This is a genomic window from Coleofasciculus chthonoplastes PCC 7420, from assembly GCF_000155555.1.
Lineage (GTDB): Bacteria > Cyanobacteriota > Cyanobacteriia > Cyanobacteriales > Coleofasciculaceae > Coleofasciculus > Coleofasciculus chthonoplastes_A.
Genome location: NZ_DS989842.1, coordinates 461,268 through 482,797 on the forward strand (window position 1 = coordinate 461,268; position 21,530 = coordinate 482,797).

Sequence of the window (21,530 nt, forward strand, 5' to 3'; positions counted from 1 at the left end):
CTCTGGTTGTCCTCTAACAGGTGATGTCTTCAGCCCTTGAGCTTTCGTCGCCTGCACACACATTTCCTCATCTCTTTATAAAGTTTACATGAAGTTTCGCAAAAAATCGATAAAGTTTTGATGAAGTTGTAGCCATTTCTTTTTATATGTGGTAATGAACACTCAACAACTAAATATATATAAATTAATCTAGCAATCTGTATACCCTTGGTGGCATTTTGTAAAAAAAATGGTGTATCGCCACCGAAGTATGCCTACTCACCGACAAAAATCAGATCGTCAAACCACAAAGGGAGCCTGTTGGCTCCCTAAAAACTGATCTAACTGTTACAAGCGTCTATCTCAGCGACATTTGACCTAAGATTTTTTGCTCTGGCGTTTGGCTGCGACTAAACCACCTACGCCAATTAAGCCGAGTAGAATCGACGGTTCTGGCACGTCAACTGGATCAAGCGTAAACTGTGGATCGTAGACTCCAGTGTGCGAATTGGTTCCATCGTTGGACGAAAGGGTAGATCTAGCTGCACTGAAGGTGTATGCATAAGTGGTTCTGCCGTTATGGGTAACTTTAACCACCTCACTGGCTTGCAATGGTGAACCTAACATTCCTACTAAGGACTGCTGTTGAGGGTTGAGGATGCCTAACAACATGTGTGTCGCGTCATAGTGACCCGCTAAACCAATATCCACTGTGCCATTATTGTTATTGACGTACGCGATATTCGCATCACTGAACCGTTGGAATCCACCGCTTTTCAGAATACGTCGTAGAGAAATGGACTATTAGCAATACTATAAGCACTCAGAGCATCATTAAACCATCTATTGGCTAATGTATTTTCCCCATAGCCAGTTTTTAAGTCTTCTCCAAACCAGTCCACTGCCGTAAGGCTACTCAGTGTCATGCTTCTACCATCATCAAACGTCGCTTCTAAACTGGTAACTTCATCATGCGCCAAAAATTGATTCAGGTTGAGTTGTTCGCTGCTGGCGAATAATTCTAGGTTTCCACCGGGTTCACCAGGGTTACATTCGTAATCAGGACTATAGGCGAAAGCACTGCAATTTCCTTGTAGGAGAGCATTGATATCGGCGTTTGGATTGGCTACTGTTGTATCCAATATGCCATCCTTATTCGTATCGATCGCCTCATATTTAATAATGTCTGCACCAGAGAGAGTAAATGTTGTTGCGGAAGCGGGGGCAGTAGCAAGCCCAGTGACACTGGCAAGAATTGATGCGCCAACCAGTAATTTATTCAGATTGCTTTTCATGATTTCTTTCCTTACTTAGTTATTGAGTGGTGACAAAGCCAGCCGACTCTCAGATATTTTGTATTATAAAAAGCTAAACTATGCCAATGGGTAAAGCCCGTGTAAAACTTCTATAGGCTTCTGTGAAGATTTTGAGAAGATCAGGAAAACCTAGTGCAGCGCGGCAGAAATAACTATCCAGTTTTAAAAGGTGCAACAGCTTACTGTACAAGCTTTCTTTCCTTCTATATCCTGCGTTCTGCCTTCTTGCACTAAGTAGTCGGACAAAAGAAAACGGCACTGTACTAAGTCTTGTAAATAGTCCTCAAACCCTTACTGTTCCCTGTTTCCTGTTCCCTAATCTCCACCGTTAACTTTTATTGTGTCCATTTAATTTTTGTAACGTTTTTCCCCAGTTTACTGGCAAAAACATTTAGATTTATGAATCATTCGATCATGTTCTTCTCGTCAGTTATCATTTCCTTTTACCTTGCAACCTTGTAGTGTGAGCATCTTGCTCGCTACCCATTTCCAATCTAAATGCATGACAGCTTGATCTTGTCAAAATCTGGCGCGGGAACCTAGTGCCGCTTGGGAACAATACTTGAGCAGCTTCGTAGATACGATGAAGCTGGGGGAGCATGTAGAGACGTAGCATGCTACGTCTGGGAAGCTGGGGGAGATATTAGCGGTTCAGTTATTCCTGCCTTCTTGCACTAGGATATCTGATTGAATACGCTGAATTAAGCGTTTTTAGCACTAAAGCGCAACTACGAAATCGATCTCAAATTTGAAAACAATTCTAATCTGCAACAATTTCAATTAATTTTATTTTAGACGACAACCCTGATTTAATCTGAACTTGAGACTTGGTAACATTGAACTTTTCAGCCAATAGCTCAATTAACTCCTTATTCGCTTTCCCATCCACAGGCGGCGACTTCAGGTTCACTTTTAAAGTCCCATCCGCCATTTCTTCTATCGATTGGGTTTTCGAGTTGGGTTTAACTTTTACCGATTTTTTCATATCCACCTGTAGGGACAACCCGCTTGCATTGGTGTTCACTTAAGCTCAAAAATCTTCAATACCTTGAGTTTATCCCTCCCTAACCCTCCCTAACCCTCCCCTTGCCAAGGGGAGGGAACTCAAATGGTTTTAGTCGGGAGGTTTATCCGAACGATGAATTATGAATTCGGTGTCTGTTCTGGGAACATACATTTATCCGAATCACAACCCACGGGTCCGGCTTCCATTAATTCGCCAGCATCATATTTCTCCAAAGCCGAATAGAACTCAGAGACTTTTCGTCGCTGTTGTACTTCTTCCATCAATTGGTTGTATGTGGCTTTATCAATGGGTTCAAAAGGCAAACGGGGGAAGGATTGATGGTCATCAAACCGCGCCAATAGCGCCGCTGAAATATACCCTTCATCATTCTGAATCGCTTGATAAATCCGTTCGCCTAAGGGTTCAACTTCATTAACGCGCAATTCCCAGGTGGACGAGGTGTTGTGTGTCACATACCAGCGCTGAACTTGCATGGCAAAATCCATTTGAGCCAATGCCGAAAACTGACTGATATCAATTTCATCAGCACCGGGTAAATCTGCCCAGGATACAGCCACGGGAATTTCCACCAGCCATTCCGAACAGGCTTCAGCAAAGGGATCATTTAATAGATTCCCGTTTTCATCTTTATCGGATTGGGATGGCGTGACATTGTACCCGTATTCCAGACAAGCTAACGCCACCGGATCATTCTTTCTGAATGTAATTCGGCGAATAAATCGCTGTGCCTTAGGAGGATGCCAACCCGGAGATGCGCCTGTGAGTAGCGATTTTGTTCCAGACGGTTGCACGGTTGTACAGCGATTGGGGCGTTTAATCCCATGCTTATCGCAATACTCCCACACTACCCGATGCACAATATCGCGCCACCGGGTTAAATAGGCTTTTTCTTGTTGCTTAAACTGTACACCTTGATCCGTATCGGGGCGCCCTTCTGCCCACCAGTGTAACCAGTCTGCGCCAAACGCCTTGACAAAGAAATCGAATAATCCGGTGAAGGATACGCCGACAATGGGGTCTAATTCCCGTGATTTTTGATATCGTTCCTCAACAAATTCATGGTTGAGTAAAATGGCAACGGAAAGCGCCCCCGCACTAAAGGCTTCCTCTTGTTCTTTCTCGTTATTCGGATCAATTTGATTCAGGTGAATTTCGGCTAAATTACAATGGAATACTGAGCCGATAATTTCACCGCAATTGTGTGCGACAATGCCATTGGCATCAAAGCGGGAGACACCTGGAACGGTGCAATCGTAAACGGATTCGATACCAGTAGGAGAAACCGACTCAACGGTGACAACAAAGCGTTCCCGGTTTAGCTGACGCTTGTATCCGTTGAGTAAATTATCCAACTTTTGCTGTTTTTCCGGCTGACGGAAACCCACGCGATCGCGGAATTCAATCAGGTTGTCGTTAGCTATTACCAATTTGGGCTGATTTTGATCAACCGTAGAAACAATTCCCAAGCGCAGCAGCATCCGCTGTACGGCTTGCAGTAATTCAAGATTATGTTGGACTAAACGCACGCTAATGCCTTTGATTGGCGTTCCTTGCACGCTACCATCGGCATCAAATAAGCCTTGTAGGAATCCCTGATAAAACTCGTAGCTGGCTTGTTCAACTTCTGGCGTCACTATTTTTTGACCGCGATGAATCTTGAACTGGGCGGCTAATTGATCCAGCCCACTTGACGCCACTTGCTGTAAATCCGGTTGGCGATCAGAATCACCCCCTAAATTTACAGTACAAACACCATTGTTCTGGAGGGTTGCTACTTCAGACTCTGCCATTTTGACAGGAGAGTCACCCCAGAATCGCACGATTGCTTGAGTTTCTGCTAGTGATCCGTCACCAACGAGACTCCCTAATAACCATCCTTGGTTAAATGTTCCCACACCTTGCCAAGGCTGAATTCCTCGGTGATTGTGCAAGCAGACGCGATCGCCTGGTTTCAATTCCTCAGCCGCTACCCATTCGGTATATTGACGCTTTTGGGTTTGGGCGCTAATACGCAAAATTTGATGGTTTCCTGTCAGACGTAGGGAAACCCCCTCTTTTGTGGCTAGGGTGAAGACGGCGCGATCGCCCGTATAGAAAAAGCCATCGGCTGTTGTGCTAAACAGTTCCCCATTCACGTAAGTTCCATGTTGTTTCCCGATTAAATCGTTAACTTGGCGGGGACCAAATTCCGTATGCACCCAAGTATCAGCCGTCACGCAGGGATTTAAGCCAAACCGCTGCAAACGATGCTCAATTTCATCGGGGGTCAAATTCGGATACTTTTCCTGTAACCAGTGACTCGCTTTTCCTTGTTCGTAAGCTTGCAGAAACTCTTTTCTCAAGGCTGGAGTATCTAGCAAATCACAACTTGCTCGTGCTACGGCTTCTCCCGCCCATTGAATCGCACCTTCACCGGAATAATATTGTTTGCGAACGGCAGCAATACATTCATCTAAGGTAGGCTTATGATGAAAAACACGGGAATGATTTGCCATCCTCAACGCATCACGTTCCGGATCAATCCGCCAATTTCCATGTTCATCTTGTTGCCAAAGGTTATCCTTAGCATTAACAAACTTTTCATCATCACTAACCCCTTGGCGCATCCCCGCACTATTAGACACCAGAATCCCTTCGCAGACAAATTCATGAATCGTTGCCACTTCAATGTCATAGGTTGGTGCGGTGCGAACGTTAGTTTCTACAGACTTAACTTTGACGGGAATTAACTCCGTAGATTCCGGAACCAATCGCTTTACGGTTGGGGTAATGACTTGCGTTTCACCTGTTCCATAATTATCGCGATCGCGACTAACCCCAGGTTCCACTATGTCTAGGGGAAATCCATGATCGTGAAACGATTTGGGGCGTTGTCGTTGTCGTTCACTAAAGGTACTGGAGTCAGTAGACATGAAGGTTTGTACAGCTAAATCAGCCGATTCACCGACAGTCACTAACTCACCTTCCCATTTCCCTGTGCGCTTACGAATTGAGGCACACAACCGTGTGGCAATTCCCAAAGAGGCATAGAGAGTCTGGATTTGCCGCAAAAAGTCGGGATGAACGGAAGTGACTAAAACTCCTTGAGAATGACATCCATCAGCATCCGCTAAACCGGCTAAATAGGCTTCCCGAATCGTCTGAGTTCCCAATAAGATACAGTCGGGTACAGAGGGTGAGGTAAACGGCTGCTTAAACTGGGAAAGATACTGATTCAGGGCGGCAGAATTGAGTTGTAATTCAAAGGTCTTTGTTTTTCCCTGTTCTGGTGTTCTTAACGTATGAGTGGGTAACCCAAACTGTTCAGCCACCGCAATCAAGCGTTCTAGAATTTGCGGACTATCTTGGTGAATCCGCAAGGGAACCCGCCAACCATCAGAACTGACTAAACCATCTCCTTGTAAATACCCTAAGAAATATGCCACCTCTGAGGTTAGCGCTGGTACGGTGATTGGTTTCGCCTGGGAACTTCGTTTCCCTTTAAATTCAGGTAATTCTGTTGGGGTTCCCGGAATTTTATGGGGAACAAAAACTAAGCGATCGCCTGGTTTCAAGTCTTTGGCTTTCACCATTGTGTAGTTGCCATAAATGTCGGTTAATACAGCAACTTTATGATCAGGAGTACAGTCTAAATAACCATCCTCGGTTTTAATTCGACAGAGGGATTGAACGCCTTGATCAAAGAAGTTGGTTACCGGATAAAACCCGTTACTGGTTAAAACGCGATCGCCAATCCGAATTTTTTCAATGGCAACTAATCCCGACTCCGTGTGAACCAGGGAACCTTCGGGTAAACAACGCCTGACGTTTCCGGCGACAACCACGACAGCGGCTTCATCAATTAATAGACAGCATTCGACTGAATTTAATTGCCGTCCCCCGGCTTTATTTAAAATCGCCGCACATCGCTGATAAAGTTCTGGTAATTTAACCGGATTTGCCACACCACCAAAGCCTTTTAGGGATTCTCCGGCGGGACGGATATCACTCACATTAATGGATACCTGAACTTCACCAGAAAATCGTTCATCTGTGGATAATTCCAGTAGCCTTTGATAGGACTGAACCCACCCTTGACGGGAGTCCCCGACATAAATGGTCACCTGATTTCCATCAATTTTGACCTCGGTTTTTTCCCGGCGTTCCTCTGGTGGTGTTGTACCAATTTCCCCCTCTAAGATTACATTCAGATGATTACGAATTGGGGGTAACTGGTTGATATATTGGGGTTCTAAAACCGCCCCTGTGCCACATCCCATCATGGCGAGATCCATCATTAAGCCAAAGGCACGCCAGTCTAACACATTCGTAGACGTACAATTATAAGCGCCAGAGAAATTCTCCGGATTTTCCAGCCAATCGGTGCCTCCGACCCATAACCAGCGCCCGGAGGGTAAACTTTTAATCTGGTGCATCATCTTCTCCAGCAGGGCGGTTTCTGCGGGAGTCAGCTTACCCAGTTTGCTTAAGCCTTGGATAGTGCGATCGCACACCTCCTTCCACGTCTCTCTACCCTTAGCGGTGCGGCGGCTGTAGGTTCGGAAAAACACCGGATTTGCCGTCGGTGCCGTTTCCGGAAAATCACCATTGATGCGTTCCCGTTCAAGCTCTCTTACCATCTGATAATCTGCTGTTAATTGTTGCTAAACCTTGACTATAGGTTATGTCAGATATAGCGTCAAAGCTTGAAAAATTAATCCGTTTGCGCTATGTGTAGTACGTCTGGGAAGTTTTGAGTTTTGATCCTTCGCTTCGCTCAAGGGATATAGTTTGTAGGGGCGGGTTTAGGGACAAACTTGAATTGTTTTACCTAAATTTTTTGGCAAAACCCGCCCTTATTCAATTTTGAGTGAACTCCCCCATCTCTCCATCTCCCCATCACCCCATCTCCCCTGCACCATCAAAAACCGCGAGTCACCTGATCCAACTGTTCCACCTCTTCAGGCGTTAAACTCCACCCCAACGCCCCGGCATTTTGCTGGGCTTGCTGGGCTGTTTTCGCCCCCGGAATTGGCACGACACCTTGGGCAATTAACCAATTTAACGCCACCTGTGCAGGCGTGCGATCGTATTTTTCCCCCAATTGGCGCAACAGTTTAATCACAGGGGCAATTTTCTCTAACCCCCCTTTACTGAAACGCGGATCAAGACTACGCGCCCCTGTGGGTTTCACGTAATTTTCTGGGGTATACTTCCCAGTTAATAATCCTTGGGCTAAAGGACTATACGCCAAAATCGTCACCCCCAACTCCCGCGCTGTATCCAAAACCCCATTCCGTTCAATTTTCCGCTCCAGGAGGGAATATTGCACCTGATTCACTGCTAAAGGAATTCCCCTAGCGGCTAGATAACCATGCGCCTCCCGCATTTGTTCAGCGGAGTAATTACTCACCCCCACGCTGGCAATTCTCCCCCGTTGCACCTCATCCGCCAGTGCATTCATTAGGGTTTCTTGACTCATGAAGAAGCTAAAGGGAGAATGAACCTGATACAGTTCTATTTGCTCAACCTGTAACCGTTTTAAGCTAGCCGTTAAAGCGTCAGACACGGACTGTGATGTAAACCGCCAGGGAACCGGGAAATATTTTGTAGCTATCTGGGCTGGACGTCCGAATTCTTTCATAAACTGTCCCAACAGCGACTCGGATTCTCCCAAGCCGTACACCTCCGCCGTGTCAAAAAAGCTGACTCCCGCATCTAGGGTAGCGGCAAAGGCGTCTCTTACCTGAGATACTCCATAATCTTTGCCGTAGCCCCAAAACAGTGTATCGCCCCACGCCCAAGTACCAATGCCGACACTGGTTAGGGTGGGACCATCTTTAGCTAAGGTGGTTGTCTGTATTGTCATTCCCTGCGCTCTGAGTTTGTTACATTTCTTAATGTTTATTGTATCGGGTTAGATAGCGAGTTGGCACAGGCGCTGCCTGTAGGGGAACAGCACTGCTCATTGGTGTCAACTTAAGGTGCAAACTAATACTGACAAGGTTTTAAGCTGTGTCTATATACTCCTTGACATTTTCCCCCTCATCCCCTAACCCCAACTCCGGTCCGTGGGGAGAAGGGGGATCGGATTCTCTTACTCCCCTCTCCCCGGCGTGATACTGCTGCCAAATTGGGATGCTCCCGAGGGGTTGGGCATCAAGCCAGTCTACAACTCGCTGATTGGGCTGTTTAGCAACCAGTTCGGAAATGAGGCAGGTATCAAGGAGATAGGTCATAGGACAAAACGATCGCCTGGGACAGAGCGATCGCGACTGAGGTCGAGTTCTCCAGTCGCAGCGACTTCAGCCAAGGGAGAGCAGCGAAAAAACTCGGAAAGCTGGGTGGAGGATTCTGGGGAAGGGCTATTCCAAATATCGTTGAGACTTTGGGCAAGCAGTTGGATGAGGCGAAGTTTGTCGCTGGGTGGGAGACCCAGAAGTTGTTGTTCAAGTTCTGGAGATAGGTCAAGGATGGAGGTTGCCATAGTCTTTGCCGAGCCAAAATTTACGTTTATTCTATCTTTCTCTATCCTTGCTCGTCGGACTATTGTCAACTAAGGGGCATTAACCACATTTTCCCAGTTGAAAGCCTAGAGGATTCCGATAACCTCCCCGCACCAGAGATTTCTGAGTTTGTTACATTTGTGCATATTTCTTGGATTTTATCGGGTTTATTGGTTACAGACCCTCAGGAAACGTATAGTTTTATAAGGTCATCCAGAAAAAGCGATCGCGTCTTAACGGCTATGGAAACCAGTGATTTTACTCAATCCTCGTCCACTCCCTCATCCCCAGACAAACCCCTGCCCAGAATCAGTATTTTAACCATGTTCCGCCTGGGTTTATTCCAGATGGGGTTAGGGATTATGGCGATTCTCACCTTGGGTATCCTCAACCGGGTAATGATTAGCGAACTGGGGATTAATCCCGCTTATGCTACGGGGGTATTAGCCATGCATCAACTGGTTGCCCCAGCTAGAATTTGGTTTGGTCAACTTTCTGATGCTAAACCCCTATTTGGATATCACCGCAGTGGTTATGTTTGGCTTGGCACCGCCGGATTTACGATCGCGGCTTTTTTGGCGGTTCAGGTGATGTGGCAACTGGGTGCAGCCGTACAAACGGCGGGAGGCTGGACATTAAATACCGAAATATTAGGCTGGACAGGGATATTGGGATTAATTTTTACCCTCTATGGTTTAGCCCTGAGTGCCAGTTCTACCCCGTTTACTGCCATGCTGGTGGATGTTTCGGATGAGGACAATCGCTCCAAGTTAATCGGCACAACCTGGTCAATGCTGATGGTGGGTATTATTATTGGCGGGATTACTGGGGGAATCTTGCTCAAAAGCCTTGATCCGGCAGAAACCGCCTCACAGGTTAGTGCAGAGGTTTTTTCATCACCCTTAGCCACATTACAGACTCCCCTCAATCGTCTGTTTATCATCGTTCCATTAGTGGTTATCGGATTAACCCTGCTGGCAACTCTAGGAATTGAGAAAAAATACTCTCGCTACGCCTCCCGTTCGAGTTTAGTCGAGCGAGAAGACCAAGTTACCTTGGGTAGAGCGCTGAAAGTGTTAACCGCCAGTCGCCAAACCGGTTTATTTTTCACCTTTTTACTGGTGATGACAATTAGCCTGTTTATGCAGGAAGGCGTGTTAGAACCTTATGGCGCGGATGTCTTTGGCATGCCCATTAGTGAAACGACTCGGCTCAACTCCTATTGGGGCTTAGGCACATTAATCGGTGTGAGTACCACCGGGTTTTTAGTCGTACCTCGTATCGGTAAGCAGAATACGACGAAATTGGGATGTCTATCCGTAGCCATTAGCTTCTGCCTGATTATTCTAGCCGGATTTACGCAACAGGGGGAGATTTTGAAGCTGGCGATGCTGTTATTTGGTCTAGCGGCGGGAATCACCACCACGGGAGGATTAAGTCTGATGCTGGATTTAACAGCAGCGGAAACCGCCGGAACCTTTATTGGCGCATGGGGATTAGCCCAAGCGATGGCGCGGGGGTTAGCCACCTTTATCGGCGGTTGGGTGTTGTCCATTGGAGAAGCCTTGTTTACCGCACCTGTGTTAGCGTATGGTTTGGTATTTGCCTTGCAAGCCGTAGGCATGATTGCCGCGATTTGGTTTTTGGGACGAGTGAACGTGCAAGAATTTCGGGATAATACCAAGCAAGCGATCGCGACGGTTATGGAAAACGATTTAGACGGATAATATTGTAGGGGCGGGTTTGAGGATTATCGGTTTGGGTTGACCCAGATGTAACGAAACCCGCCCTGACCTAATTTGGGGTGTGACAATTTCTGTCCTGGAACTCCGGATGAGGGATTATGTAATGGATGTTTAACCAATGAAGGAATTTTGGGCGTCTGTACTTGACTTTGCTAAAGAGATTACTAACCATGTCGGTAGCCAACTCCTACCTGATTTTCGCCAGGTACAGGCGTCGCAGAAAGCGGATGGGAGTTTGGTGACAAAAGCGGATCATTGGGCGGATGAGACACTTCGTCGGGCGATCGCGTCTCGGTTTCCTAGTCACGGAATCCTCAGTGAGGAAGGGGAACATCGCTTTCCAGATACAGAGTGGTGTTGGATTATCGATCCCTTAGATGGTACGACTAACTTTACCCGAGGCATCCCGATTTGGGGGATTTCTCTGGGCTTGCTGTATCATGGCACACCTGTGTTTGGATATGTCCATTTCCCTCCCATTGGACAATCTTTTCATGGTTTTTGGGCGGGGGAATCCGGATTACCGGATATCATCCCTGGGGCGTTTATGAATGAGTTTTCTATCCACAGTAGCCCCGATGAACTCAGTAGTAACCACTTTTTCAACCTTTGCTCTCGCAGTACCTCCCTCTTACAGCAACCCTTCCCCTGTAAAATTCGCATGTTAGGGGTTGCCAGTTATAACTTCATCACCGTTGCCACAGGAGCGGTTCTGGGCGGGATGGAAGCAACACCCAAAATTTGGGATATTGCTGGGGCGTGGGTGATTGTGAAAGCCGCAGGTGCGGTTTGGGTGTCGTTGGAGTCAGACCCAATTTTCCCGTTGAAAGCAGGTCAAGATTATGGTGGGCGATCGTTTCCTACGCTGATTGTCAGCCGTGCTGAATTAGTGGATGTATTTAAATCCTATATCCAACAAAATTAGCTCCCCCACCCAGACGTTTTACCGGAGTAGAGACGTAGCATGCTACGTCTCTACAACCCACGCTCGCCATAGTGCCATGGCACGGAAAGGAACATTGCTTCCCCATCACCCCCTCATCCCATCACCCCCTGCTCCCCTGAAATCTTGGCGAGAACTTGATGATCACTCTGCCGAGAGGTCATTATGGAAGCGGCAATACGTTACAGCGATCGCTCCTAGCCATTTGCTACTGTACAGATTAATCCGGCTACAGGGAAAGGGCAGATCGTGATCAGTGGTGACATCGGGAAAGTTAAACCTAGCCCAAGGGTGCAACCAAACGGTACTCAAGGTAATACGGGAAGCGGCTTCTCTACCAGTAGCAGGGTATCAACGTTGAAAGGCTCACGAATAAGAGTTTTTTAAGCAAGCCCCCACGATGGCGATTGCCCTCGTTACCCGCATAAAAAATAGGGGTTTGGGGTAAGGATGGGTTAAAGCCGCTTAATTGGGTGTTTTCCCTTCCCGTCCTTAGCCAGGTTTTTTGAGAGTATTATGGAGCAATAGAGATTTACCATGTCTTACGAGCAAGAAAAACAGGTAGCTATTGAGGCAGCGCTGACAGCAGCCAAACTGTGTGAGCAAGTTCGCCAAGAACAGGTGACTGAAGCCATGGAAAAGAGCGATAAGAGTCCAGTCACGGTGGCGGATTTGGGTTCCCAGGCGGTTATCTGTCGAGCGTTAGCGATGGCGTTTCCTGATGACCTAGTGGTGGGTGAAGAAGATGCGTCCCAGTTGCGTCAACCCGAAATGGCTGACCAATTGAATCGGGTAAGTCACTACGTCAAATCTGTCGTTGGTGATGCGACACCGGATCAGGTATTGGACTGGATTGATCGCGGTAATAGTCAGATTGGTGGGCGCTATTGGACATTAGACCCCATCGATGGCACAAAAGGGTTTCTGCGTCAAGACCAATATGCTGTGGCTTTAGCACTGGTAGAACTGGGTGAAGTGAAACTGGGTGTTCTAGTTTGTCCCGCCCTACCCGTTTCCCCAGATCAACCTGATGGAGAAAAGGGTGTCTTATTTGTAGCGGTACGGGGTCAGGGAGCAACCATGGTTCCTATATCGGGCGGAGAACCTCAGCCGATTCAGGTAACAAAGGCTGATAGTCAGGAGGCGATGCGCTTTGTCGAGAGCGTGGAATCCGGTCACGGGGATCACTCACGACAGGATGCAGTTGCCAAAGCCGTAGGCATTACGACGCCTTCGTTGCGGATGGACTCTCAAGCCAAGTATGGTGCAGTCGCATCGGGTCGTGCATCGCTTTACCTGCGTTTGCCATCACCCAAGTCTCCAGACTACCGGGAAAAGATTTGGGATCATGCGGCGGGAACGATTGTGGTTGAGGAAGCTGGCGGACGGGTGACCGATATGTACGGGAAAGCCCTCAACTTTTCTCTGGGTGCCAAACTTTCGGATAATCAGGGGGTCATTGTCAGCAATGGTGTGATTCACGATACCGTGTTGGACGCCTTGCGAGAAACGGCGAGCGTGTAAAAAGGTTGCTGATATAACGTCTGTTAGCGATCAAAAAGGGAAAAGGTTTAACCTTTTCCCTAGAACCTATCACTCACAACCTTTAGTCAAGCGCCTTAATTTTCAGCATTGGTTTCAACAGGTGACCCAGAATGACTCACCAACGGTGCTTCAATCAGTTGATCTAGACCGGCAAAGTTCAAGGCAGATTGCCAATTCTCTTGAACTTGAGGATCATTAGTATAATCCTGACGTAACTGAGCCAATATACCTGCTGCATCCATCCAGAAGCCATATTCAGCAAAAATAGCTGGCTTTTCCCGTTCTGATGCATTGGCTAACTTTTGAGCAAGTTCGGTTTCTGGAGAAACACGCTCAACCCACCCTTCGACCGTCAAATTTCCAGAAGCATCACCCCCCTGCTCACAACTGAGGGAAAATACCCACTGGTACTTTTCCGATTCCTTGAGTAGCTCCTCTTCCTCTGTCATCGGTTCTGGCAGAGTGAACATGACAATTCCTGGCGTTTCGTTTAAAGAAACCATTTCGTGATAAATAATCTCTTTGTCTGGACTCAGCAATGCAAATTCTGCTTCCTTGGCTTGAGTCTCACCCACGTAAACCAAGAATGTCGGATTCGGTAATGCCGTTACTTCAACTGGAATTGTGTTTTTTTCCGCAACTTCTGGTACTAACGGTGTGACTTCGACTTCCTCTCCGTAACACATACCCGAACCTCGCGAGAATCCTGCGGTTCTCCACCGAGACGCTCTAATGTTTCGGTTACGAAATCGCAGACCTTTATTTCCAGCGAAGAGGGTTTCTGAAGGCTTCTGATGATTGTGACTGGAAGAATTTGGTTTGAATCCAGCGATTGCCATGGCACTGGCACTCATCACCAATCCCAGAGACAACATCAGGGAAAATGTTTTCAGATAGATAGAGGGCTTTTTCATGTTACGTTTTGCCAATGGCAGCACTTGAGACAAATCTATTCTGTATATGTATGTAGAGACGTTCCGGCTGAACGTCTCTAGGTCGGGAAAAGAGGATAAGCTTTTCCCTTTAAGGTGTATGTCATATCCTTGTAGGAATCAGTGTTTGGAGGGTGTTAATTTTCAACCCCAGATTCAGCTGACTCAGGACTATTAACAGAACGGTCTGCAACGAGATTTTCTAACCCCACCGATTCTAAGAGATCTTTCCAATCCGCTTGAACTTGAGGATTATTCGGATAACGCTCTCGCAATTTCGCCAGTGAACTCACTGCTTCTGTCCAAACGCCATGCTCCACAAATACTTTCGGGTGATCAATGTCTGGGGTTTTGGCTAACTCTTGCTGCAAAGACTCTTCCTTGGCAACTCGCTTCACCCAGCCTTCTGCTGTAGGATTTTGACTCCAATCAGCCAGAGAGCAAGGAATGGTTACAAACCAATTGTAGGTTTGATCCACTTGTAACAACTCATTATCTGGATTAGCCGGATCTGACTCTGGGATGCTAATGCTGACAATTCCGGGAGTTTGATTGTCCAGAGAAACAGTTGTTTCATAAACAACCTCACTCCCGTCTTCAGTTATCAGCGTGAATACTGCTTCCTCTGCCTCAGTCTCAGTGATATGAACTAAGAACGTCGGAGTTTCCTCGACTGTTAATTCAACGGGAATCTGAACATTGGTGGACGATTCTTGGGTATCTTCTGGCAACTCCTTACTTTGAAGTTGTGGTAATAATGCTGTTACATTAACCTGCTTTTCTTCATCCCCTATTTTGCAGACTCCCCGCGAGAACCCTCCAGTTCTGCGCCGAGAGGCTCGCATTCTCCGCCGTCGGAAGCGTAGACCTTTATTCCCCGCGACTAACGTTTCTGAAAGCTTCTGATTTTCCTGATTAGAGGAACTCGGTTTGAGACCAGCGATCGCCAGGGTACTGGCACTCATCACTAATCCCAGAGACAACATCAGGGAAAACGTTTTAAGATATATAGAGGGCTTTTTCATGTTACTCCTTGCCAGTGGCAGTAATGGATACAATTTTCATTAACGCGGTAGTAGAGAGCTAGAGCCAAGTCTGTGTATTTATCTAGCGTATTCATTTACAGACCGACTCCTCTCTATTCGGCAAAGTTTCCTGTTGTAGCGGTAAAGTGTATAGTGACGCTAAACCAGGTTACCTCATTTTTTTATTTATAGCGACTCAGCCAAGGTGATGGGTAATCAGCGTCTTCACCGTCTCAGCTAGCTCAGTGTACAATTTAAACCCTATGACAACAATAAACTGCCTGGGTACTATATTATATACTAATATTCTATCTGATTCGTCTGTAAACTCTAGTATCATTACAGTTCTTTAAAAAAAGTGATGAATATCTGGAGACACTTTGAAAGTGGCTATAGTGTTTTAACTTCACGTTAATTTATATTAAGTTTGATTATCCGAATCCAAGGTTCAGAATTCAAAAAAACTCCGCCGTAAAGTAGGCGTTGTCAGTGAATTAACCCTCAGGGAAACAGGAGGCAATACCAAGATGATGTCTGAAATGCGTTCATTTTTCACCCAACATCCCGTAGGTAAGGGAATCATGGCATTTGGCGGCACAGTCGTTCTGACGAGTGTTGTTGTTACAGGGGTGATTGTGGGACTGCGACAGTTGGGGGCGTTAGAAGGCTCTGAATTGAAAGCGTATGACCAACTCGTGCGATCGCGTCCAGAATCTGAGCCAAGCGATCGCGTGTTAGTAGTGGGGATTAGCGAAGAGGATATCCGAAACTATAACCAGTTTCCGATAACGGATGCCACATTAGCGACGCTACTCAAGAAACTAGCAGACTATCAACCCCGTGCGATCGGGATTGACATTGGACGGGATGTGCCTATTGGCGAAGGTCGTGAGGATTTAATTCAGGTTATTGAGCAAAACGATAACATGGTCGCCGCCTGCGTCATGAGTTCTGCGACTGAACCCGGAACACCACCCGCCCCTGGAACTCCCCCAGAACGGGTTGGTTTTGCCGATATGCAGCTTGATCGGGATCAAGTCATTCGCCGCACGGCGTTAGTTTCATTTCCTCCGTTTGTGGAACCACTCCCAGAAAATCCCCATCTGTGTCAAGATCCGGATAGCCTCCTCTATTCCTTACCGTTTCGGTTAGCTACGTCATATCTGGAACAAGAGGGAATCGAAGAAGAATTAACCACCCCAGAGGAATTCATCAAGTTGGATTCCACGATATTCCTTCCTCTAGAAGACCAATCAGGTAACTATAGTTACACAGGTGCGTTTGACTACCAAATCATGATCAATTGGTCAGGTGAGAATGCCATTAAACAAGTAACCCTGACTGATGTCTTAGAAGGCAACATTGATCCCAATCTCGTCACAGACCGAGTGGTTTTGGTCGGGTACACCGCCAGCACAGCGAATGATGATTTTGCCACACCCTTTAGTGCAGCCGCTCAGGATCGAGTGTTAATGCCTGGGGTAGTCCTTCATGCTCAAGTTGTCAGTCAAATTATGACTACCGTTTTAGAGGGTCGTCCTTTAATTTGGTATTGGTCACAAGGAACTGAAATTCTCTGGATTTTTCTCTGGTCAGTTGTTGGCGGAACCTTGGCTTGGAAAATTCGCCGTCCTTGGATTCTGCTTCCGGCTGCAATAGTAGGCAGTGGTATTTTGTATGGTATTTGCTATGCTCTATTTGTCCAGCAGTCGGGATGGATACCGTTAGTTCCGCCAGCCGTCGGCTTAGTCTTAACCACCTTTAGCGTTGTCATTATTGACCGCTACGGTCAAGTTGTGGCAAAAACAGTTAAGAAACTGCTGAGAATCAACATTGAAATCGACGAAACTCAAAAAGAAGAGCAAGTCGCCCAAATCTTAGAAACTGATAGCTTTCAAGACATTCAGATCAGAGCTGATCAACTCAGACGTCGCCGCCAAATCACCAAGCCTAAAACCTATAACAATACAGTCACGGATCAAGTAGAACTCAATTGGGAAGAAGTTCCAGAACTCGGTCAATACCAACAAGTCCTGCAACGAGCGAGAGTATTAAGACATCAGCTCAACCGGGTGGAGGTGGAACGGGACGAGGTTGAAGATGTTGAGCAGACAACGAACGGTTCGTCCGGGAGAATGCCCACGGTTAAAAAACAAGCATTTAACCCAGAAGACGAAAGTTATCTCTCACAATTACAAAGTCGGGGAAGACGGATGAGAAACAGATAAACGATGAACCAGGAACAACGAACGATTCTCTTAAAACTTGCTGCCAAGGTATCCCAAGATCCTTTACTCTTGCGGAAACTCAGCGATCGAGTGTATCAGCTTATGCAAGAGGATTTACGGAAGCAACGCGAACGCCATAAAAACTACAGAGGGTTACTATAAATGGCTGACAACGGTAATATCACCCACGAACTTAACTATGTCACCGCTAATCGATTTTACATCGAAATTGAAAGTCAGATTACGGCTTCATTTAGCGAGTGTTCGGGTTTGGGGGTTCAGATTGATAAAGAAGTCTATTTTGAGGGAGGAGTCAACGAACAGCAACGTATCTTCCTCAAGCAAGCCAAATTTGATGATGTTACTCTGAAGCGGGGAATTACCGAAGATTTAGTGTTTTGGGATTGGATTAACAAGACGCTCAATCCTGGTAAAAAAGAACGACGTAATGTCAACATTTTGGTCTTTAATCAAGCCGGAGAAACCATGCAATGTTGGACATTAATTGGTGCGATTCCAGTCGGTTGGAAAACGCCAGCCTTACAAGCGAGTTCTAGCACCATAGCGATTGAGGAATTAACCCTTGCCTACGAAGGCTTAAAGGTTGTCGCCGAGCAAGGTGGCGGCGGTGCCAGTACCAATTTACAACGTGCTAACACTGGCTATTTCCCCAGTAACTAACTAGGTCAATTGGTGGGAAAAAGTAAAGTTAATGGTGAGAATCGTCATTTGTCATTTGTCATTTGTAAGGGTTTGAGGAATATTGACAAAAATTTGGTATTTCCACCAACCTACTTAGAGACGTGCCATGGCACGTTTTGAAGGACAGGTTTAGGAAGAATGTCACTGACTTAAGGCTGGTGGGTTTCGACTTCGCTCAACCCACCCTACGGTATATCAAGGGTTTTGGCACTCCCTAAATGAAATGCTTATTTTAGTGCCATTCGGTTTAGGACTGTTCGTGATAATTGTACCTAAAACTTGCTCTGACTAAATTTTAAGCTTAAAAGAATTGATGAAATTTTCAGAACTATCACTGGGGATAAAAAAGCCATTACTGTCGGCTAAATTTCTTGGACAAATGCCCGGTAAATTGCCCACTCTAGGGCTATTGGCTAACTCAAATGTTCATAACTTAGACATACTTTCTTCCACGGGTAGAACTGTATTAGCGGCTATCTCTCAAACAGAGGAAAAGGAATCTGTCAGGTTGGCAGAAAATGCTCAAGCTAACGATGGCGTTGGATTGAGGAACGACACCCAACGGTCAAGTATTCCCAGAAACCGGGTTTCTGGTGAGGACAACAACGAAATATCGGCATTTTACCCAAAAGTTAATCAAGCCAAATCTTTTCCACAACTTCCTTTGAATTGGCAAGATTTAAACACCATAATTCCTTTAGGTCAATTTCATAGTTTAGGTCGGTCTTCTCTTCAATCTTTGCAGGTGTTAAACCTTACTTTTGAAACTTCAATCGATCAGGAATTAGGTGAATTGTCCTTAAGTCGTTCTGAGAATGATCAGAATCGTTTACCTGAGTTAAGTTTCTCACGATTGAACTCAATCTCTTTAGACAAGAGTCATTCAGATTTAAATCTAGATAGTCAATCCTCTAGTCAAACTACACCAACCGCTTGGGAGAGTTTGGCTGAATTAATTGGTGAAGATAGTTCTGTTTCTAGTCAGGATAGCGATGATGAAGATATCGAAGGGTTCATGTTTACCCCAGAAGGATTTCGTCCTATTTATGCTAATCCGAGAAAAACATCTGGTGATGTGGCGAATTCAATTGAAGCGGAAGCAAAAACAGTTTCTGAAACCTATCAAACTCCTAGAGTAACGGTTCAACCTTCATCAACAGTCGCTCAATCCTCCCAATCCACCGAACCAGAACTCGTCAGTGAATCTAATTTGCGGATGTTGGCACAGGAAGTCTACCAGTTAGTCCGACAGCGGTTGCAAATTGAGCGAGAACGTTATCGTCGTTAAGTTTTTTATAACATGCAATTTAAACTATAATTATTTAATCAAAAACAATCTATAGCTGATACTAGATTTAGGTTAACTACCTCCATTTCTATAGAAGGGAAGCAGAGAAAACAATGGTAAAATTAAGGAAAATAAAATGGCTCAACTCAGTAAATATCGCTTAAATTCAAAGCTGAAACTGGTACTAATCGGGGGTGTAGTTGTTCTTCTGATTATTGCCACTAAACATTTTGACCTTCGGGAACTTTTGCAAGCCTTCTTACTTTGGGTTGACAGTCTGGGTGTCTTAGCCCCTATTGTGTATATGATCATCTATAACGTAGCAACACTGCTATTTATACCGGGTTCTCTCTTGACATTAAAAGGGGGTTGCTTGTTTGGCTTGTTCTGGGGTTCAATCTATGTTACGATCGCGGCAATGTTTGGAGCCATTTTTGCTTTCCTGATTGGACGCTATCTCTCGCGGGATTGGGTTTGTAAACAGATTGAGAGCAATGATAAATTCAAAGCGATTAATCAAGCAGTGAAGACAGAAGGATGGAAAATTGTCCTGCTGACTCGCCTTTCTCCTATCTTTCCGTTCAACCTCCTTAATTACGTCTTTGGCGTTACCCAAGTTTCCTTAAAAGACTATGTTTTGGGTTCCATTGGCATGATTCCAGCCACCCTGGTGTACGTTTACATCGGTTCCTTGGCTAGCAATTTAGCCACAGTCAATATGTCTAATCAACCCACCACACAGGAAACTCAAATCGCTAAATGGGTGATTCGGATCATTGGTTTAATTGCGACGATTGCGGTAACAGTCTACCTCACCTATCTTGCCAAGAAAGCTTTAGCTGAAACTGTTGTACAGGAAGAAGTCTAACCCGCTGAAACTTGGTAATGAGATTGCGATCGCTTTCCACGAATTGGGGGAATTGGCAATTAGCAAGGGGTTCGCGTACAACCACGGCAATAGGTGGATGGCTAAACCGGACGAGTTGATTGAGTACCGCGATATCAAAACCTTGGGGGGTTTTTATCTGCTATGATTAATTAGAAAAAAATAACTAATTAAGACTCAAAAAGGTTATGAGTTTAACTCCTGAATTACTAAACCGAATTACGCAAAATCCGGGTCAATGTGGTGGTCGTCCCTGTATTCGAGGAATGCGAATTCGAGTCACCGATATTTTAGAGATGTTGGCAGAAAATGTTAGCATTTCTGAAATTTTAGAAGATTTCCCTGATTTAGAACTAGCAGATATCCAAGCTTGTTTAGTCTTTGCAGCACGACGTACTGATTTTCCTCGACTAACCGCATGAAGATTTGGATCGATGCTCAACTTCCGCCCACCCTGTACTTCTTAGATAATCACGATATTCCCCGACATTTATCGCGCTGGATTGAATGTAGTCTCTGCACGAATCCCAAAGCTATTGGTCACATCTAATCCCGAATTTTAACTGTGTTAGTTCAGTAGTGAGCAAGATGCTCACACTCCTGCTATTGCCTATTGCTTTTGTCCACTATCGTGAGTTTCACATCTCAAATGAAAACCCTATATGGGAAAATTGGCTCAAACGACGATCGCGGAATGGAACGGACATGAGAACGTTTAAGTGGGTGATGTTGGGACTCTTAGGTATAATCTGTGCGATCGCGCTACTCTATTTTTCCCCGAAACCCCAACCTGCCGTTCCCCAAGAGTCAAGTTACGCCCTAAATCAGCCGGGGGGTAATCAACCGCCTTTTTATCCCCTTAAATCAAGACATTGACCCGGCATTGTATTACTCTGTCGGTGATTGGGTGGGACGATTAATTTTACACTGATAGAGAGTTATGAGGATTCGGATTGCTCAAGCCTCGGATAGTCCCGAATTAGCCAAACTGTATCAAGAAACGGTACTCGCGATCGCGCCTCAATTCTACTCTGATGCTCAAACTCATAGCTGGGCGTCGTTTGCTGAGGATACGGCTGGGTTTCGGGAGTTCATTTTGTCAGGGACAACATTTGTGGCGGTGGATGAAACTGGGATTCTCGGCTTTGCGGGAATAGCTGATGATGGTCATATTCTCTCAGCTTATGTGCGGCGCGATCGCATCCATCAGGGGATTGGTTCTCGGCTGATGGACATTCTCTTGGATTATGCTAAACGTCACAGGATTCAGCGCTTATATGCAGAAGCGAGTGAGTTTAGTTTGGGGTTGTTTAAAAGGTTTGGTTTTCAGGTTTATGATCGAGAGATTGTCGAACGTCAAGGGGTGGAGTTTCAGCGCTATTTGGTTGAACGATTTACCCTCATCCCTTAACTTTTTCAGCCTTGTATC

Annotated in this window: 21 protein-coding genes; 12 read left to right on the forward strand and 9 right to left on the reverse strand. The window is 45.9% G+C overall.

The annotated features are described in order from the left end of the window. Positions 1-357: 357 nt before the first annotated feature. The 7 genes from MC7420_RS43200 to MC7420_RS03855 form a co-directional block, all read right to left on the reverse strand. Positions 358-777, reverse strand: a complete 420-nt coding sequence (locus MC7420_RS43200) for an NF038130 family PEP-CTERM protein (protein ID WP_198016370.1) — start codon at positions 775-777, stop codon at positions 358-360. Next, positions 756-1,274, reverse strand: coding sequence for an NF038130 family PEP-CTERM protein (locus MC7420_RS43205; RefSeq protein WP_006098639.1), 519 nt, complete (start codon positions 1,272-1,274; stop codon positions 756-758). The genes MC7420_RS43200 and MC7420_RS43205 overlap by 22 nt, the downstream gene beginning before the upstream one ends. A gap of 781 nt (positions 1,275-2,055) precedes the next feature. Next, the gene (locus MC7420_RS03835) at positions 2,056-2,280 is read right to left on the reverse strand and encodes a DUF167 domain-containing protein (RefSeq protein ID WP_006098428.1); all 225 of its coding nucleotides are present in this window, start codon (positions 2,278-2,280) and stop codon (positions 2,056-2,058) included. Positions 2,281-2,438: 158 nt separating this feature from the next. Further along, positions 2,439-6,941 (reverse strand): ribonucleoside-triphosphate reductase, adenosylcobalamin-dependent, encoded by a 4,503-nt coding sequence (gene nrdJ / locus MC7420_RS03840; protein WP_006098443.1) that lies wholly within the window; start codon positions 6,939-6,941, stop codon positions 2,439-2,441. A 281-nt stretch (positions 6,942-7,222) separates the two neighbouring features. Continuing rightward, positions 7,223-8,164 carry an aldo/keto reductase gene (locus tag MC7420_RS03845; RefSeq protein WP_044204993.1) on the reverse strand — a complete coding sequence of 314 codons (942 nt, stop codon included), beginning with the start codon at positions 8,162-8,164 and terminating at the stop codon, positions 7,223-7,225. A gap of 145 nt (positions 8,165-8,309) precedes the next feature. Then, positions 8,310-8,540 carry a hypothetical protein gene (locus MC7420_RS41125; RefSeq protein ID WP_006098479.1) on the reverse strand — a complete coding sequence of 77 codons (231 nt, stop codon included), beginning with the start codon at positions 8,538-8,540 and terminating at the stop codon, positions 8,310-8,312. Then, positions 8,537-8,788, reverse strand: coding sequence for a hypothetical protein (locus MC7420_RS03855; protein WP_044204771.1), 252 nt, complete (start codon positions 8,786-8,788; stop codon positions 8,537-8,539). Before MC7420_RS03855 ends, MC7420_RS41125 begins: the two co-directional genes overlap by 4 nt. Before the next feature lie 261 nt (positions 8,789-9,049). On the opposite strand from MC7420_RS03855, the gene MC7420_RS03860 reads away from it, so the two are divergent. From MC7420_RS03860 to MC7420_RS03870, 3 genes are all read left to right on the forward strand, one after another. Continuing rightward, on the forward strand, positions 9,050-10,534 hold the full coding sequence (locus tag MC7420_RS03860; RefSeq protein ID WP_044204775.1) for a BCD family MFS transporter: 1,485 nt from the start codon (positions 9,050-9,052) through the stop codon (positions 10,532-10,534). Positions 10,535-10,670: 136 nt separating this feature from the next. Continuing rightward, a complete protein-coding gene (locus MC7420_RS03865) occupies positions 10,671-11,477 on the forward strand; it encodes an inositol monophosphatase family protein (RefSeq protein ID WP_006098607.1) in 807 nt (268 codons plus the stop codon). 555 nt (positions 11,478-12,032) lie between these two features. Next, entirely contained in the window at positions 12,033-13,019 is a 987-nt protein-coding gene (locus tag MC7420_RS03870) for a 3'(2'),5'-bisphosphate nucleotidase (RefSeq protein ID WP_006098716.1), read from the forward strand. A 95-nt stretch (positions 13,020-13,114) separates the two neighbouring features. Here the strand turns inward: MC7420_RS03870 and MC7420_RS03875 are convergent, their stop codons facing one another. After that, entirely contained in the window at positions 13,115-13,954 is an 840-nt protein-coding gene (locus tag MC7420_RS03875; protein WP_006098403.1) for a DUF928 domain-containing protein, read from the reverse strand. Between the two features lie 155 nt (positions 13,955-14,109). Continuing rightward, entirely contained in the window at positions 14,110-14,997 is an 888-nt protein-coding gene (locus MC7420_RS03880; protein WP_157453019.1) for a DUF928 domain-containing protein, read from the reverse strand. Between the two features lie 527 nt (positions 14,998-15,524). On the opposite strand from MC7420_RS03880, the gene MC7420_RS03885 reads away from it, so the two are divergent. The 9 genes from MC7420_RS03885 to MC7420_RS03915 all read left to right on the forward strand — a co-directional run bounded on the left by MC7420_RS03885 (position 15,525) and on the right by MC7420_RS03915 (position 21,512). After that, positions 15,525-17,225, forward strand: a complete 1,701-nt coding sequence (locus MC7420_RS03885) for a CHASE2 domain-containing protein (RefSeq protein ID WP_006098417.1) — start codon at positions 15,525-15,527, stop codon at positions 17,223-17,225. 3 nt (positions 17,226-17,228) lie between these two features. Further along, positions 17,229-17,387, forward strand: coding sequence for a hypothetical protein (locus MC7420_RS39130; RefSeq protein ID WP_157453020.1), 159 nt, complete (start codon positions 17,229-17,231; stop codon positions 17,385-17,387). Continuing rightward, complete coding sequence (locus MC7420_RS03890) at positions 17,388-17,906, forward strand: phage tail protein (protein WP_006098623.1); 519 nt, start codon at positions 17,388-17,390, stop codon at positions 17,904-17,906. Between the two features lie 334 nt (positions 17,907-18,240). Further along, positions 18,241-19,215 (forward strand): hypothetical protein, encoded by a 975-nt coding sequence (locus MC7420_RS03895; protein WP_006098614.1) that lies wholly within the window; start codon positions 18,241-18,243, stop codon positions 19,213-19,215. Between the two features lie 136 nt (positions 19,216-19,351). Beyond that, on the forward strand, positions 19,352-20,083 hold the full coding sequence (locus tag MC7420_RS03900) for a TVP38/TMEM64 family protein (protein ID WP_006098457.1): 732 nt from the start codon (positions 19,352-19,354) through the stop codon (positions 20,081-20,083). A 206-nt stretch (positions 20,084-20,289) separates the two neighbouring features. Then, positions 20,290-20,523: a DUF433 domain-containing protein gene (locus tag MC7420_RS03910; protein WP_006098613.1), complete on the forward strand. Its 234-nt coding sequence runs from the start codon at positions 20,290-20,292 to the stop codon at positions 20,521-20,523. Continuing rightward, positions 20,520-20,651 carry a hypothetical protein gene (locus tag MC7420_RS43210; protein ID WP_006098542.1) on the forward strand — a complete coding sequence of 44 codons (132 nt, stop codon included), beginning with the start codon at positions 20,520-20,522 and terminating at the stop codon, positions 20,649-20,651. The genes MC7420_RS03910 and MC7420_RS43210 overlap by 4 nt, the downstream gene beginning before the upstream one ends. A gap of 38 nt (positions 20,652-20,689) precedes the next feature. Next, positions 20,690-20,977 (forward strand): hypothetical protein, encoded by a 288-nt coding sequence (locus tag MC7420_RS39135; RefSeq protein WP_157453021.1) that lies wholly within the window; start codon positions 20,690-20,692, stop codon positions 20,975-20,977. A gap of 64 nt (positions 20,978-21,041) precedes the next feature. Then, positions 21,042-21,512, forward strand: coding sequence for a GNAT family N-acetyltransferase (locus MC7420_RS03915; protein ID WP_006098697.1), 471 nt, complete (start codon positions 21,042-21,044; stop codon positions 21,510-21,512). Positions 21,513-21,530 lie beyond the last annotated feature (18 nt).